The organism is Streptomyces odontomachi, from assembly GCF_024435355.1.
Lineage (GTDB): Bacteria > Actinomycetota > Actinomycetes > Streptomycetales > Streptomycetaceae > Streptomyces > Streptomyces odontomachi.
In genome coordinates, this window is the sequence record NZ_JAMJWG010000032.1 from 22,915 (window position 1) to 38,525 (window position 15,611).

At 70.2% G+C, this 15,611-nt stretch carries 15 protein-coding genes; 6 read left to right on the forward strand and 9 right to left on the reverse strand.

Annotation, left to right across the window (positions count from 1 at the left end):
- Positions 1–33: 33 nt before the first annotated feature.
- Positions 34–408: a cupin domain-containing protein gene (locus NQO67_RS39355; protein ID WP_255955319.1), complete on the reverse strand. Its 375-nt coding sequence runs from the start codon at positions 406–408 to the stop codon at positions 34–36.
- Positions 409–523: 115 nt separating this feature from the next.
- On the reverse strand, positions 524–1,099 hold the full coding sequence (locus NQO67_RS39360) for an allene oxide cyclase barrel-like domain-containing protein (RefSeq protein ID WP_255955320.1): 576 nt from the start codon (positions 1,097–1,099) through the stop codon (positions 524–526).
- A 488-nt stretch (positions 1,100–1,587) separates the two neighbouring features.
- On the opposite strand from NQO67_RS39360, the gene NQO67_RS39365 reads away from it, so the two are divergent.
- Genes NQO67_RS39365 through NQO67_RS39385 form a run of 5 tightly spaced genes read left to right on the forward strand, consistent with a single transcriptional unit; the run spans position 1,588 to position 6,789 of the window.
- A complete protein-coding gene (locus tag NQO67_RS39365) occupies positions 1,588–2,619 on the forward strand; it encodes a 3-oxoacyl-ACP synthase III family protein (protein WP_255955321.1) in 1,032 nt (343 codons plus the stop codon).
- Between the two features lie 6 nt (positions 2,620–2,625).
- Positions 2,626–4,623, forward strand: a complete 1,998-nt coding sequence (locus tag NQO67_RS39370; protein WP_255955322.1) for an HAD-IIIC family phosphatase — start codon at positions 2,626–2,628, stop codon at positions 4,621–4,623.
- On the forward strand, positions 4,623–4,847 hold the full coding sequence (locus NQO67_RS39375) for an acyl carrier protein (RefSeq protein WP_305126833.1): 225 nt from the start codon (positions 4,623–4,625) through the stop codon (positions 4,845–4,847). The genes NQO67_RS39370 and NQO67_RS39375 overlap by 1 nt, the downstream gene beginning before the upstream one ends.
- A complete protein-coding gene (locus NQO67_RS39380; protein ID WP_255955325.1) occupies positions 4,844–5,716 on the forward strand; it encodes a 2-oxo acid dehydrogenase subunit E2 in 873 nt (290 codons plus the stop codon). The genes NQO67_RS39375 and NQO67_RS39380 overlap by 4 nt, the downstream gene beginning before the upstream one ends.
- A complete protein-coding gene (locus NQO67_RS39385; protein ID WP_255955326.1) occupies positions 5,713–6,789 on the forward strand; it encodes an alpha/beta hydrolase in 1,077 nt (358 codons plus the stop codon). The genes NQO67_RS39380 and NQO67_RS39385 overlap by 4 nt, the downstream gene beginning before the upstream one ends.
- Positions 6,790–7,118: 329 nt before the next feature.
- Here the strand turns inward: NQO67_RS39385 and NQO67_RS39390 are convergent, their stop codons facing one another.
- The 6 genes from NQO67_RS39390 to rfbH form a co-directional block, all read right to left on the reverse strand.
- Complete coding sequence (locus NQO67_RS39390; protein WP_255955327.1) at positions 7,119–7,892, reverse strand: AfsR/SARP family transcriptional regulator; 774 nt, start codon at positions 7,890–7,892, stop codon at positions 7,119–7,121.
- The gene (locus NQO67_RS39395) at positions 7,889–8,692 is read right to left on the reverse strand and encodes a thioesterase II family protein (protein WP_255955328.1); all 804 of its coding nucleotides are present in this window, start codon (positions 8,690–8,692) and stop codon (positions 7,889–7,891) included. The genes NQO67_RS39390 and NQO67_RS39395 overlap by 4 nt, the downstream gene beginning before the upstream one ends.
- A 572-nt stretch (positions 8,693–9,264) precedes the next feature.
- Positions 9,265–9,870: a response regulator transcription factor gene (locus NQO67_RS39400; protein WP_255955329.1), complete on the reverse strand. Its 606-nt coding sequence runs from the start codon at positions 9,868–9,870 to the stop codon at positions 9,265–9,267.
- Between the two features lie 115 nt (positions 9,871–9,985).
- Entirely contained in the window at positions 9,986–10,711 is a 726-nt protein-coding gene (locus tag NQO67_RS39405) for a VC0807 family protein (RefSeq protein ID WP_255955330.1), read from the reverse strand.
- A complete protein-coding gene (locus NQO67_RS39410) occupies positions 10,708–10,872 on the reverse strand; it encodes a hypothetical protein (RefSeq protein WP_255955331.1) in 165 nt (54 codons plus the stop codon). Before NQO67_RS39410 ends, NQO67_RS39405 begins: the two co-directional genes overlap by 4 nt.
- A 366-nt stretch (positions 10,873–11,238) precedes the next feature.
- Positions 11,239–12,546 (reverse strand): lipopolysaccharide biosynthesis protein RfbH, encoded by a 1,308-nt coding sequence (rfbH, locus tag NQO67_RS39415; protein ID WP_374119277.1) that lies wholly within the window; start codon positions 12,544–12,546, stop codon positions 11,239–11,241.
- Between the two features lie 481 nt (positions 12,547–13,027).
- Between rfbH and NQO67_RS44460 the strand changes: the two genes are divergently transcribed.
- A complete protein-coding gene (locus tag NQO67_RS44460) occupies positions 13,028–14,272 on the forward strand; it encodes a sensor histidine kinase (protein WP_255955334.1) in 1,245 nt (414 codons plus the stop codon).
- Positions 14,273–14,425: 153 nt separating this feature from the next.
- Here NQO67_RS44460 and NQO67_RS39425 read toward each other — a convergent pair whose 3' ends face one another.
- Positions 14,426–15,607 (reverse strand): cytochrome P450, encoded by a 1,182-nt coding sequence (locus tag NQO67_RS39425; protein ID WP_255955336.1) that lies wholly within the window; start codon positions 15,605–15,607, stop codon positions 14,426–14,428.
- Positions 15,608–15,611: the final 4 nt, after the last annotated feature.

Below are 15,611 nucleotides of genomic sequence, written 5' to 3' on the forward strand. Positions count from 1 at the left end.
CGCCCCTTACAGGGCGCACCCCGCGGAGCCGCACTAGCTCCCGTACTGCTTGGTGTCCGGATGCTCGATGAGCAGGACGTGGGCCGTCGCCTCCGCGACGGGGCGGTGTCGGACACCCCGGGGGACGACGAACAGCTCACCCGGCGCGAGCAGCACCGCGTCCCGGCCCTCCAGGTCGATCCGGACGCTGCCGTCCCAGCACAGGAAGAGCTCGTCCTCGTCGTGGTGGTGCCAGGGGAACTCGCCCTCGACGCGGGCGACGCGTACGACGGTGGTGTCGTTCACCATCGCGAGGTTGTGCTGCTGGAAGGGCCCGGGGAGCCCGGCGATCGCGTCGGGCACCGACACCGCGGCGGCGGGCCGGCTCGGGTCATCGTGCTGCTGCGGGTTCTCGTGTTGCGTGGTCATGCCGTGATCCTCACCGTCCCGGCGACGGGATCACAGGGCCAATCCGCCACAAGTGGCCCCGCCGGCCTGACGGGGCGCCGTCACGGGCGCCACCGTCAGCACGGACGAAGGGACGTCAGCAGACCGCGTACGAGATCGCGTACGTCGGCGGCTGCTGGGTGACGTCGCCGATGGTGATCGTCGCGAAGCCGGTCTTGCCCTCGAACTCGCCGCTGATGCCGGTCACGTGGAAGACCTGCGTCATGCCGCGCATCATCGCGTTCACGTCGATGAGGCCGTTGTGCTCGTAGCTGCCGTTGACCAGTTCGACGGTGGACTTGTGGAACTGCCACATGTGGGGCTCGGTGACGACGACGACCGCGTTGCTCGAGGACTTGCCGAGTTCGGTGCCGTCCGCGTCGAGGATGGCGTCCTCGTAGTGGACGGAGTGCGCCGGGCCGCCCTTGCCGTCGTCGTTGATGGTGAGCTTGAGGATCTTCTCGGTGAGGTTGTCCTTGTACACGCACTTGGCCAGCGCGTCCTCGACGCTGTCACGGCCGGGCACGTAGCGGCCCGCACGGGTCGCTGCGGCCACCGCGAGGCCGCGGATGTCGACCGGGCCGGGGTCCTCCGCCTTCCGGAATAGGGCGCCGGACTTGATCGAACGCTCGTCGATCTGGGCGGTGTTCTCTGCGCTGTTTTCGGCCGTCATTTCAGCTCCACATGTGTTTACTCAGGTTCGCCGGTCACCCAGCTGGCCTGGTTTTCCGGCTGGGGTCCGGGGGCCCGCGGCGGCAGCCGCTGATGTCGCAGCCCCCGGGAAGACGCAGCACTGTCCGGGAATTCCCGGTTTCCTGCGGGAGGTTTCCGCATTCCTCGCACCCCAACGGTCTACCGTCCGGCTAAAGCGCAGCCAACGCCCGCCTTTGGGATTCCCCCGTGCACACGAGAGCCGCGGGAAGGCCGGGAAGAAGGCCGGGAACACGGGCGCAGGAACACCGGAGCGGGAAGGTCCGGAACGGCGGGGAGATCAGGAACGGCGTGGAGCGGCGGGAACGGCGGGGAACGGCCGGAAGGATTCGACCGCCGCTGCACACCACCCCCTGTCCCCTACCCGAGCGAAAAGGACCGGACTAGAGCGGCTTTAGCCGGCTGCCCGAGGATGGCCGGGAGTCGCCGCTGACATAGAAAGGCGCAGGGATGCACTCGCCCGACATCCATGTCCGCTCGGTCGGGACCGCCCTGCCGGGCCCCGCGATCGACAACGCCACATTGGCGAAGCGATTCCGTATGCCCAGCGCCTGGGAGCAGTGGATCGACGCCTTCGTCGGCACCCGGCAGCGGCACTTCTCCCTCGATCTGGACACCGGCGAGATCCTTCACACGCCGGCCGATCTGGGCGAGCAGGCGGGCCGCCGGGCGCTGGAGTCCGCGGGACTCGCCCCGTCGGACGTGGATCTGATGGTGATGGGCACCTCGTCGCCGGAGAAGCTGATGCCGGCCACGGTCAACGTCATCGCCGACCGGCTCGGCATCAACGCCATCCCCGCCTACCAGTTGCAGTCCGGCTGCACGGGCGCCTTCCAGGCCCTCGACGTGGCGCACCAGATGCTCCAGACCGGCCGGCACCGCACCGCCCTGGTCATCGGCACCGAGTCCTGCGCCAAGCACTTCGACGTCACCCAGGACGTCGCGGCCCTGCCGCCCGGGGAGCAGATCAACGGTGTGCTGTTCGGCGACGGCGCCGGCGCCGTGGTGCTCAGCACCGAGCCGGGGCCCGACCCGGTGGTGTTGCGGCATGTCTTCTGCACCCTGGTCGGCCTGGGCCGCGAGCCGGGGCAGACCGTCGAGTGGTTCGGCCGCGCCGACAAGCACTCCGACCGGCCGCCGGTGGTGGAGGACTACAAGGCGATCGAGGAGTCCGTACCGGAGTTGGCCGCCGACGTCCTCGCCGAGCTCCTCGAGGAGCTGGACTGGAAGGAGGACGAGGTCGACTACCTGCTGCCGCCGCAGCTGTCCGGCGTGATGACCGCCAAGATCACCGCCCGGCTCGACGTGCCGAACGCGCACGAGGTCAGCTGTGTCACCGAGACCGGCAACACCGGCAACGCCCTGCCCTTCTTCCAGCTGGAGCGGGCGCTGCCCCGCATGATCTCCGGGGACCGCGCGATCGGCATCTCCGTCGAGTCCAGCAAGTGGATCAAGGCCGGCCTGGGACTGGAGAAGATCTGATCCGCGATGCCGACGACTGACAGCTCCGCGCCCGACCGGCACCCGGCACAGCCGCCCGGGTCCGAAGGCGCCCCCGCCGGCGCCCAGGCGACCGGCACGACGGTGGCCGACCTGCACCGCGCCGGCCGCCTCGTCAAGGAGTACCCGACGGTACGCGGCCTGCTCACCGGCCTGAGCGAGTCCGAACTGCTCACCGCCGGCCAGCTGCTGAGCCGTCTCGACCCGGACGACGTCCGCGCGTCGCACCCCGCCGTGCCCCAGGTGAGGATCGCCGTCACCGGGCACGGCACCCTCGCCCAGCTGACCGCCCCGCTCACCGCCGAGCTGGCCCGGCACGGCCTGCTGTCCCGGATCCACCTGTCCGACTTCGACTCGTACGTCTTCGACCTCGGCGACACGGACAGCGACCTGTACAAGGGCGAGCCGGACCTGGCGCTCCTGGTGCTCGACCCGATGGTGGTCTTCGACGAGGTGCCGGTGCCCTGGCGGCCCGAGGACGTCGAGCGGACCGCCGCCGAGAAGTGCGCCCTCATCGAGCGTCTGGTGGCACGGTTCGAGTCCGCCGGGCGCGGCACGCTGGTGCTCAACACCCTGCCGCTGCCGCGCCGCTTCACCGCCCAGCTGGTGGACCACCGCTCCCGGGCCCGGCTCGGCGCGGTGTGGCGGGAGTTCAACACCCGGCTGCTGGCGCTCGCCGAGACGCATACGGCCGTCGTCACCATCGACCTGGACCCCCTGCTCGCGGAGGGCGTCCCGGCCGTCGACGCCCGCCTCAGCCTCTACGCCAAGGCGCACCTGTCGCCGGCGCTGCTGGCCCGCTACGCCCGCGAGATCGGCCATCTCGCCCGGAACGTCACCGGCCGCACCAAGAAGACCCTCGCCGTCGACCTGGACGGCACCCTGTGGGGCGGGGTGCTCGGCGACGACGGCATCGAGGGCATCGAGATCGCCGACGGCTACCGCGGCGCCGCCTTCACCGCCTTCCAGAAGGTGATCAAGCAGATCGGCTCGCAGGGCATCCTGCTCGCCGCGGTGAGCAAGAACGACATCGAGCCGGTCACCGAGGTCTTCCGCGACCACGCGGGCATGACGCTGCGCCCGGACGACATGGTCCGGATCACCGCCAACTGGCGCCCCAAGCCGGACAACCTGTCCGAGCTGGCCCAGGCCCTCAACCTGGCCGTCGACAGCTTCGTCTTCGTCGACGACAGCCCCTACGAGTGCGGCCTGGTGCGGCACGCCGCACCGGACGTGGCGGTGGTGCAGGTCGGCCTGGAGCCGGCCCAGCACATCGAGGCGCTGCTCGCCGACGGCTGGTTCGACAGCCGTGAGCTGACCGCCGAGGACCGCACCCGGGTCGTGAAGTACCGCGACGAGCTGGTCCGCAAGGACTTCCTGGACAGCTTCGACTCGCTGGACGAGTACCTGCGGCAGCTGGACGTGCGGGTGCGGCTGGCCGCGGTCACCGACGCGGACGTGGCGCGGGTCTCCCAGATCACCCAGCGCACCAACCAGTTCAACCTCACCACGCGGCGGCTGCAACCCGCCGACGTGCGGGCCCTGATGGCGGACCCGGCGGCGCTCACGCTGGCCATCCACGCGGCCGACCGGTTCGGCGACAACGGCACCGTCGGCGTGATCCTCGCGCACCGCGACGGCACCACCCTGCACCTGGACAACTTCCTGCTGAGCTGCCGGGTCTTCTCCCGCGGCATCGAGCAGGCGTGCCTCGCCGCGGTCCTGCGGCACGCCCGCGCCACCGGCGTCACCCGGGTCACCGGCACCTACCGGCCGACCGCCAAGAACCACAAGCTCAAGGACTTCTACCCGCGGGCCGGCTTCACGCCGGTGGACGGCAGCGGCGGGCCGGACGCCGAAGGCGACGGGGACGGGGACGCCGAAGACGTCGCGAACAAGGCCGTCTTCCAGCACGACCTCACCGAGATCGCCGCGCCGCCGGAACACATCCACCTGACCGAGAGCTTCGGGGAGAACGGTTCGTGATGACCATCGACGACTTCGTCGCGCTGCTGCGCGAGGACATGGGACTGCCCGTCACGGCCGACGACATCGGCCTGGGCCTCGACGAGGTGCCGGGCTGGGACTCGGTGCACCTGCTGTCCCTGCTGACCTTCCTGGAGCGCCGCACCGGCCGCGGCCTGCCGCTGGCCGACGTGCTGGAGGCCGGCAGCCTGAAGGAGATCTACGCGCTGGCGGTGGCGGAATGAGCCGCCCCGGCACCCCGGTGGCGCAGTCCCCGATCGCCCGGGAGCGCCGCCACACCCTGCACTTCCTCGACGGCATCCGCGCCTTCTCGCCGGTCTTCCTGGACACCGAGGTCGACATGGCCCGGGTACGCGAGCACCGCGCCGCCGCCCGCGAGGCCGGCCACCGCTACTCCACGCTCACGTACGTCCTGCACGCGGCGGCCCGCGTGCTCGCCGCGCACCCGCAGGCCAACTCCGCGATCCGCGGCCACCTGCGGACCACGGTGGCGTCCTACGGCCACGCCAACGGCAAGGTCACCCTGGACAAGACGGTGAACGGGCAGCGCGTGGTGCTCTCCACCGTGCTGCACGCCCTGGAAGAAGCGTCCCTGGACGACATCCAGGCCCGTATCGACCGGCTGAAGGACGGCGACCCGGCCGACATGCCGGAGTTCGCCGGCGCCCGGCTGCTCCAGAAGCTGCCGTGGCTGCTGGGTTCGCTGGCCTACCGCCAGGCGGCCCGGTCGCTGGCCCGGCGTGCCGACACCATGGGCACCTTCGCCGTCACCTCGCTCGGTCACCGCCCGGTCGACGGCTTCTCCTCGGTCGGCGGCGCCACGATCACGCTCGGCCTCGGCCGCACCCTGGACCGCCCGGTGGTGCGCGACGGCGAGATCGTGGTCGCCCCCGTGCTACGGCTGAACCTGACCTTCGACCACCGGGTCATCGACGGCGCCGAGGCCGCGGACGTACTCGCGGAGATCAAGGACGCCCTGGAGTCCTTCGAGGCCCCCGAGCCCGAGGCCACGACAGCAGCGCCCGCAGAGACCGACGCCACGGCCGACGCCGACGCCGGTGCGGGGCGCGAGAAGGAAGGCGCGGCCCGGTGAACGACCTCACGGAGCTCAAGGAGTACGTCCGGGTACACGCCCGCGGCCAGCGCATCGACGGCTACCAGGCCGTGCTGGACGCCATCCGCACCGACGAGGGCGACGGGCCCGGCTCATGGGTCGGCGAGTGGAGCCGCGCCGCACAGGAGCAGCAGGACCGTGGCCGCCCCCTGGAGGCCTCCCGCCGCTACGCCATGGCCCGTTTCCCGTACGTCGACGGCCCCGCCCGCGAGGAGGCCGGGCGGCGCTGCGTGAGCGCGCTGGACAGCTGGCGGGCCGGCCGCGGCATCGAGCCGCTCGAGGTGGAGCTCAAGGGCGGCCGGGTGCGCTGCTGGACGAGCGGCCTGTCCGCCACGGAGCCGAAGCCGCTGCTGGTCGTGATGGGCGGCATCGTCACCGTCAAGGAGTCCTGGGCGCCGCTGCTGACCAATGTCCGCAAGCTCGGCATGGCCGGCATCGTCACCGAGATGCCCGGCGTCGGCGAGAACACCCTGCGCTACGGCGCCGACAGCCACCGGATGCTCGCCGACCTGCTGGACGCGGTGGCCGACCGTGCCGACGTCGCCCAGACGCACGCCATCGCGCTCAGCTTCAGCGGCCACATGGCCCTGCGCTGCGCCGTGGACGACCACCGGATCCGGAGCGTCATCACGGTCGGCGCCCCCGTCGGCCCGTTCTTCACCGACGCCGGATGGCAGGACACGCTGCCCCGGATCACCGTCGACACCCTCGCGCACCTCACCGGCAGTCCGGCCGGTGAACTCCCCGGCGACCTGCCCGACTGGGCGCTGACCGGGGAGCAACTGGCCGTGCTGGACATCCCCGTGCACTATGTCGCGAGCCTGCGCGACGAGATCATCCCGGCGGCCGACATCGCCCTGCTCAAGGAGCACGTGCGCACCCTCGACCTGGTCGAGAAGGACGATGTGCACGGCTCGCCGAACCACACCGCCGAGACCCAGCTGTGGACCGTCGCCTCCCTGATGCGGGACCGCGGCATCCGCAACCTGCAAAGCGGGCTGATCAACCTGATGCTGCGGCTACGCAGCCGCCGGGGCCGGTCGGCCGCCTGAGCCGCCCGGCTGCCTGACGTCCAGGAGAACGGCTGTCAGGCGGACGGGCTCGGGCCACCCCCGGCCGGGGGATGGGACCCGGGTCGTGCCTTCGGGCACGGCTCTGGCCTCCGGCCGGGGGCGCCCATGACGCACCAACCGGGGGCGCTCAGGACGCACCCGAAGGGGCGCGGGGAACTGCGCGCCCAGCCACGACGAGACCGTCAGGTCGTCACCACCCCAAAGGGGCTGTTTCTGTCGTGCCCGGACCACCGGCCGGTGGCCGGTTGCGCGCGCAGTTCCCCGCGCCCCTAGGGCAATGGGGTGGCCGTCGGCCGTCGAGGACCGGGCTACGAAGCCCGCAGCTCCAACTGCCCCCCGTCATCGACGAGAATCGCCTGGTGCAGATCGCGCAACGCGCGACACGGCTCGAGCCCCAGCTCGTCATTGAGCACGGCGCGAGCCGACTGGTACACCTTCAGCGCGTCCGCCTGCCGCTCGGAGCGGTACAGCGCCAGCATGAGCTGACGGTAGAACGACTCACGCAGCGGGTTCTCCGCGGTCAGCGGGTAGAGGCGGCCGACGAGTTCGCGGTGCCGGCCGAGCTGGAGGTGAGCTTCGCCGAGCATCTCCAGGCACTCCATGCGCGACTCCATCATCCAGGTGACGAAGCCGTCGATGATCGGGCCGTTGCGCAGGTCGCCGAGGACGGGCCCGTACCAGAGGTTGAGCGCCCGCTCGAGGCAGTCCGAGGCCTCGTCGAAGTGCCGCTCCTTCATGTGGCTGCGGCCCTGGTTCATCAGCTTCAGGAACTCGTGGAAGTCGATCTCGTCGGAGCCCTTGCGCAGCAGGTATCCGGGCGGCTGGGTGACCACCGGGTTCTTGTCCTGTTCGGGGCGGGCCAGGAACTTGCGGACCTGCGAGATGTAGACGTGCAGTCCGGCGCTGGCCCGGCGGGGCGGGCAGTCCGCCCAGATCTCCGTCATCAGCTGGTCCGGCGCCACGACCTGGTCGGAGCGGATCAGCAACACCGCAAGGACCGTCTCGATCTTCCGTGCGGAGATCGACGAGCAGTCACCGTTGTCGTCCCGTACCCGAAGGGGTCCCAGAATTTCGTACTTCACGCTGCGCTTCCCTTGAAAGTGGTGGTACGGGGTGCCTGTGTCAGGACACCTGAGATCGTGTCGGCCAGTTCGGCGCGATGCGCGTCGAGATAGAAATGGCCGCCAGGGAAGACCCGCATGTCGAATTCCCCCGTGGTGTGTGCTGCCCAGGACTTCGCCTCGTCGGTGGTGGTCTGTGGATCGTTGTCGCCGACGAAGGCGGTGATGGGGCAGTCGAGCGTCTCGTCCGTCGTCCAGGTGTAGGTCTCGATGGCGCGGTAGTCGTTGCGCGTCACCGGCAGGATCGCGGCGAGCAGTTCGGGATCGCCGAGGAAGCGCGGGTCGGTGGCGCCCACCGTGCGCAGTTCGGTGATGAGGCCCGCGTCGTCACGCTTGTGGACGTCCCCGTCGCGGTGGCGTGAGGGTGCACGGCGGCCCGAGGCGAACAGGTGCACCGGCGCGGTGCCCGTCGTCCGCTTCATCCGCTGTGCCACCTCGAAGGCCACGATCGCGCCCATGCTGTGGCCGAAGAAGGCATAGCGACGCCCGTCCCCCTGGGCGAGCGTCCCGGTGAGAATCTCGTGGACGATGTCCGCGATATCCGCAATGTTGTCGATCAGCGGCTCGAGCCGCCGGTCCTGCCGTCCCGGGTACTGCACCGCCGCCAGTTCGACATGCGGGGCAAGTGCCTGCGAGTACGGGAAGAAGTAGCTAGCGGATCCTCCTGCATGCGGGAAGCAGAGCAGCGTTACATCGCTCTCCGGCCGGGTATGAAAGCAGCGTATCCACCGGTCTTCCTCCCTACTGTGTGTCGAAATCAACCCGTTCCTCCGTTCTTGAACCGCATTCCCCTCCGCGTCATGCGGCAGCCGCCCCGGGATATCTGAAGTCCGGCGTGGAAGCCTGCCCTCAGGATCGAGCGGCGGCTTCCGGATCGTAAAAAGCGCCGATGGGCCGGCGAAACCCCTGAAGGGCCCCTAACTAAGGCGCTGCCCACCCCTATGAGCAGGGGCTTAGGCCCGCTTGTCGCCATGCGTTTCGCAAGCGAGTGCCGCATTTGGGCGTGAAGTCGCAGGGGCCGGGCGCCGGCGATAGGGGTGGGGGGAGCGGGCGCCGGGGAGTCAGCAGTGCGTCAAGGGGAGTACGCGGCGCGTCAGAACGGTCCCGCGATTTGCCGTGGTTTCGCCGGCGGTTCCCCATTCCGGTGCGGCGCCCAGCGCGCGGCGGGCAAGGGAGCGCCCCCTACCAGGGGAGGGGGAGGTAGGGGGCGAGTCGGAAGGAGCCGGGTACGGGCGGCAGGGGGCGGGGTTTCGAAACTCGGCCGACTGCTTTCGCGCTCCGCGTCCTGGGGTTCCTCTGCGGGCCTGCCGTGGGCCTTCTGTGCGCCTTCGTCCTAGAGCCAGCCGCGGCGTTCGGCGATCTGGACGGCTTCGATGCGGTTACGGGCCGCGGTCTTGCGGATCGCGGCGGAGAGGTAGTTCCGCACCGTGCCTTCGGACAGGTGGAGCCGGGCGGCGATGTCGCCGATGGTGGAGCAGTGGGAGGCGGCGAGCAGTGCGTCGTGCTCCCGGGGGGACAGGGGGCTGGGGCCGGCGCTGAGCGCGGCCGCCGCCAGGGCCGGGTCGATGACCCGCTCCCCCGCCAGGACCTTGCGGATGGCGGCGGCGAGTTCCTGTGCCGGGCTGTCCTTGACCAGGAAGGCCGAGGCTCCTGCCTCCATCGCCCGGCGCAGGTACTGCGGCCGGCCGAAGGTGGTGAGGATGATGATCCGGCAGTCCGGCAGGGCGTCGCTCAACTCGACCGCGGTGGCGATGCCGTCCTTGCCCGGCATCTCGATGTCGAGCAGGGCCACGTCCGGGCGGTTCTTCCGGGCCACGGCGAGCGCCTCGTCGCCGTTGGCGGCCTCCCCCACCACCTCTATGTCCTTCTCCAGGTTGAGAAGGGTGGCGAGGGCGCCGCGCAACATGGCCTGGTCCTCGGCGAGCAGTACGCGAATCATGTCGGCGAGTCCAGACGGTCGTTGGGTCGCAGCACGGGCCCCCGCCCACTTGCCCTGGACAGGTCGCTGACGCTGCTCGCGGTCACGATATGCCTCGCGTCCACGGGCGGGCCGGTCAGCGGCGGTGTGTCGTCGGCTGTCCTTCGCCCGCGGCCTGGGCCTGGTCTTCCGGGGTCCGCTTGCCGTGCACGTACCAGTAGACCACCGCGCCACCCAGCAGGATGACGCCCCAGCCGACGGTGCGCGAGTAGATCAGGAAGTCGCCCGTCGACATCGTCAGTGCGAAGACCACGTGCACGGCGGCGTGCGCCAGGCAGGTGATGCCGATCAGCGCGGTGACCGTGCGGGAGACGGTGATGGCCTTCGGGGGAAGGTCCTCGAGCTTCTTGCCGCCGGCCGTCACCATCATCAGGTGCAGCGGCTTGCCCATGCCGATCGAGACGAAGCAGGCGATGCCGATGATGCCGGTGATCATCGCCTCGTTGAACTTGATGGGCGTGGAGGAGCCGCCGTAGAACAGCGACAGGATCACGGCCGCTCCGAAGCCCACCACCGCCAGCACCCCGATGGGGTCGACGCGGTGCTTGAACATCATCACGTACAGCGTCCGCAGGACCGGGATCGCAAGGACGATGCCCAACGCGAGGGTGTCGTTGGACACGAACGGGTGGATGGCGAAGTATCCGCCGATCGGGACGATCAGGTTGATGAGACAGCTGAGCAGCAGCTTCTTCAGGTTCGGGCGCTCCGCCGGCGAACCGGACTGCTGCGGGCTGGTGGCCTCGGGTGTCATGCGGTCGTACTCCCTTGTCTGGGGGGCGAACTGGCCAGGCCCGCTCATCCGTTCGGCTTCTTGGCCAGCATCGCCATCCGGGCGCCGCACAGGACGATCAGCAGACCACCGATGATTTCCGGAATCAGACTGTCACGCACGAGTCCCAGGACAAGGAGAAGAACGCCTGCGATCGCTCCGATGAGAAACCTGATGCTGTTGCTGTTCATGTCTTCCCTCTGGTGTGAACGGTATGCGTACTTGTGCTGTCTGGGGGTGCCCGGGTCAGGTGTACATCCGACACGAATGTGTGCAGTGAGATCTGTCCCGGCGGTGTTTCCTGCTCACCACTATCCAGCCGAATCGCGGGCCGCGTTAGTGCGGGCCGTCATTGATCGGCGATGACATTTGTCAGTGGGGCCCCCACTGCCTCAAGGGCGCGGCTGGTACCCCCGGTGATGCGGGTGACGGGCCCGGCGGCCGGGGCATCGACGCCTGGTCGAAGGCCGCCTGGGGCACCGGTCAGCTTACCGGTGCCCCGTAGGCCACGTCAGTCCCGCGCGCCCGTCAGGTGAGCGCGCGTCTCATGTGCCCGGTCAGCCCCGGGCTCGCTTCACGAATTCATGGATCGACTCGACCACGTAGTCGATCATTTCGTCCGTGATTCCGGGATACACCCCGACCCAAAGGGTCCGCTCCGCAATCACATCGCTGTTCGTGAGGTCCCCGACGATACGGTAATTCCGCTCCTGGTAGGCCGGGTGGCGGGTCAGGTTTCCGGCGAACAGCAGACGGGTGCCGATTTTCCTCAGGTCGAGGAAGTCGACGAGTTCCCGGCGGGCGAAGGGGGCGTCCTCGGCCACCGTCATCGGGAAGCCGAACCAGCTGGGGTCGGACCCGGGGGTCGGCTCGGGCAGGTGCAGGCCCTCGATGCCGTCCAGGCCGTCCCGCAGCCGGCGGAAGTTGTGCTTGCGCTTGGCGGTGAAGTCGTCGAGGCGCTTCAGCTGGCTCAGGCCCAGGGCCGCCTGGGAGTCCGTCGCCTTCAGGTTGTAGCCCACGTGCGAGAAGATGTACTTGTGGTCGTAGCCCTGCGGCAGGGTGCCCATCTGCTGCTTGAAGCGCAGGTGGCAGCGGTCGTCCTCACCGGGCTCGCACCAGCAGTCCCGCCCCCAGTCCCGCAGCGACTCGATGATCCGCGCGAGGACGACGTTGTCCGTCATCACCGCGCCGCCCTCACCCATCGTGATGTGGTGCGCCGGGTAGAAGCTGACGGTGGACAGGTCCCCGAAGGTGCCGGTGTTGTGGCCCTGGTAGGTGGTGCCGACCGCGTCGCAGTTGTCCTCGACGAGGAACAGGTCGTGCTCGTCGCAGAGCTCCCTGACCTCGGCGACCGGGAACGGGTTGCCGAGCGCGTGGGCGATCATGATGGCCTTGGTCTTGGGGCCGATCGCCGCGGTGATCTTCTCGAGCGAGGTGTTGTGCGTGCTCAGGTCGATGTCGACGAAGACGGGGACGAGACCGTTCTGAAGGATCGGGTTGACCGTGGTCGGGAACCCGGCGGCGACGGTGATGACCTCGTCGCCCGGCTGCAAGCGGCGGTCCTCCAGCAGCGGCGACGTCAGCGCGGTCAGGGCCAGCAGGTTCGCCGACGAGCCGGAGTTGGTCAGGTGGACCTTGCGGACACCGATCTTGCGGCCGAAGGCGAACTCGAACTTCCGGGCGAAGTGCCCCGCGGCGATCCGCAGATCGAGAGCGGCCTCGACCATGGCCACGCGGTCGTCCTCGTTCAGCACCGCACCGGAGACGAGAATCGGGGTGCTGCCCGGGACGAAGGGCTTGGTCTCGAACTGCTGGTGGTAGGTGCGGACGCTGTCGAGAATATCGTCCTTGTGAGCTCCGCTCACGATTTCGACTGTTCGCATGCTCTCTCGTCCGTTCGGCGTGATCGGCGTGATGGGAAAGTGCGGGAGTCCTCTGCTCCGAGGCTCCGGGGAGCTCCGAAGGTGACTGGGCCAGGCGGCCGAGGACCCGTGCGCCGGAAGGCCGGGCGGCCGGCCCGGCGGACAGGCACCTGCCGCACCGAAGTCGACTGACGCGGCAGGACGTTGCACGGTGTCGGTGGCGCACTCCCCCTGGCTACGGGCGTCTGCGGGGACGACGGCGGCAGCCATGTCGCCTCGTGGGTCACGTCTTGACGCACAATCGGCCGGACCCGAGTCCACCAGGCAGCACTAAAGTATGGGCAACGCAGCGACAAGGCTCGGGCGCCGGATCCGCCACCGGACACCACGGCCGCGCACCCCCGGTCATCGGCGGGCTCCCGAGGGGCGGCCGCCCGTCGCCGCAGAGGCGCCGTACGGGGCTTCGACGGCTACGGTGAGATGCGTGAGTGAGTCACGAACGCACGCCCAGGGCCGTGAGGCCGCCCCCGTCCCCCGGTCGCGCCGACGGCTGGCGCAGGCCGCGCTGCTGTGGCTGGCGCTGCCGATGGTGGACGTGGTCCAGGCGGACACCACCGCCGTGGCCAAAGTCCTCTCGATCGCCGCCCTGGTGGTCTTCGGGGCCTGCTTCTCGGCGGTCGCCATCGCCATGACCAGTTCCGAGAGCCCCGACCCGACCCGGCCGGTCTGGGTGCTGATCACCAGCGTGATAGCGGTGCTGGCCCTGATCATGCCGCTGCTGCGCCGCGACATCGAGTGGACCTGCCTCCAGGTGTACTGCACGTACGCGCTGGCCTCGGTGCTGCCGCTGCCGCTGGTCGGACGCGGCATCGGGGCGGGCGTGGCGATGACCATGATGCAGAGCGTGGCGCGCGGGGACTCCACCCACGAGGTGCTGGGCACCGCGCTGACCGTGCTGGGCATCAGCATGACGGCGTTGGGGCTGCGCAAGAGCCGGGTGCTGGTGCGCCGGCTGCACGACGCCCAGGGCGAGGTGGCCCGGCTCGCGGCCGTGGAGGAACGCCTGCGCATCGCCCGGGACCTGCACGACCTGGTGGGGCACAGCCTGTCGCTGATCGTCGTCAAGAGCGAGCTGGCCGGCCGGCTCGCGCAGGCGAACCTGCCCGCGGCCGGCCAGGAGATCGCCGACGTGGAGCAGGTGGCCCGCCAGTCGCTGGTGGAGGTGCGCGACGCGGTCACCGGCTACCGGCAGCGCAGCCTCATCGAGGAACTCGACGACGCACGCTCCGCGCTGGCCGCCGCCGACGTGGACACCGCGCTGCGGCCCTCCGACACCCCGCTGCCGGACGAGATCGACCAGCTCTTCGGCTGGGCGGTGCGCGAGGGCGTCACCAACGTGATCCGGCACGCCCGGGCCACCCGCTGCGAGATCACGGTGCGGCTGGCGGAGCGTACCGGCACCGCGACCCTGGACATCGTCGACGACGGGCTGGGCCCGGAGGCCGACGACGACGGCACCGGCAACGGTCTCGCCGGGCTCGGCGAGCGGGTCGAGGCCCTGGACGGCCGCATCACGACCGGCCCGAACCCGAAGACCGGGCGGGGCTTCCGCCTGACGGTGCGGGTGCCGCTCCCGGTGGCCGAGGCCGACGGTGCCGAAGGCGACGACGCACGGCTGGTTCAGTCGCCGCCGGCCGACGCGTCGCCGCACGCGCCGGCCGGACTGTGACGGCGGTCCGCGCCAGCGGTTCGTCAGCACGGAACGCCACCGGCCCGGAGGGGGCTGTTCCTGTCGTGTCCGGACCACCGGCCGGTGGGGGCTGGTCGCACAGTTCCCCGCGCCCCTCGGTAGGCGCCTTCGGCGCCCCGCCGAACCCCCCTCCTACCAGGTGACCGGCAGCTTCTGCACGCCGTAGACGTGCATGGCGTCGCGGGTCTCGATCTCGCTGGTGGAGGCCGCGAGACGGAGCTGGGGGAAGCGGCGCAGCAGGGCCGGCAGGCCGATCCGCAGCTCGGTGCGGGCCAGGTTCTCGCCGATGCAGCGGTGCATGCCGTGCCCGAAGGCGAGGCTGGTGCTCTCCGGGCCCTCGACGTCGAAGGCGTCCGCGTCGGGGAAGCGCTTCGGGTCGCGGTTGGCCGCGGTCAGCGAGATGGTGACGGACTCGCCGGCCGCGATCTTGTGCCCGCCGATCTCGGTGTCCTCCAGCGCGACGCGCACGATGAACGGCGCGACGGACAGGTACCGCAGGAACTCGTTGGCGGTGGCGTCGGTGACGGGGCCCTTGATGACCGCCTCCCGGAGCGAGTCGCGCTCCAGGACCAGGTAGGTGCTCAGGCCGAACAGCTGGGCGGTGGTCTCGTGCCCGGCGATGAGCATCAGCATCATCATGCCGGCGAGTTCCTGGTCGGTCAGGTCGCCGTCCTGGACGAGCTCGCTCAGCAGGTCGTCGCCGGGGTCCGTGCGCTTGCCCTGCACCAGTGCGTACATCAGCTCGCTGGTGGCCCGGCTCGCGGCGGCCGCCTGGTCCTTCGGGATGTCCGGGTTCAGGACGTCGACGCGGAGCTGCTTGAGCTCCTTGGCGATGTCGGGCGAGGCGCCGAGCAGTTCGGAGATCACGCGCACCGGGACCGGCATCGCGAACTCCTGCATGAGGTCGACCGGGCCGCCCTTGGCCTCCATGGCGTCCAGGCACTCGGTGATGACCTGCTCGATCTGCGGCTCCAGGTCCCGCACCCGGCGCGAGGTGAACGCCTTGCTGAGCGGCTTGCGGTAGCGGGTGTGGTCCGGCGCGTCCATGCCGATGAACATGCCGGGGACCGCCTTGCTCGGCGGCAGCGGCATCGGCACGGGGAAGCTGCGCAGGTCGTGCCGCGAGCTGAACAGCGGGCTGCCGAAGACCTCCCGGCCGAGCGCGTACTCGGTGACGAGCCAGCCGACGGTGCCGTCCGGATAGGTCATCCTGGCGATCGGCTGTTCCTCGCGCACCTTCGTGAGCCCGGCGGGGGGATCGAAGGGGCAGTGCCGGGTCACCGGATATCCGTCCAGGACCTGCTCACTTGACATGGTC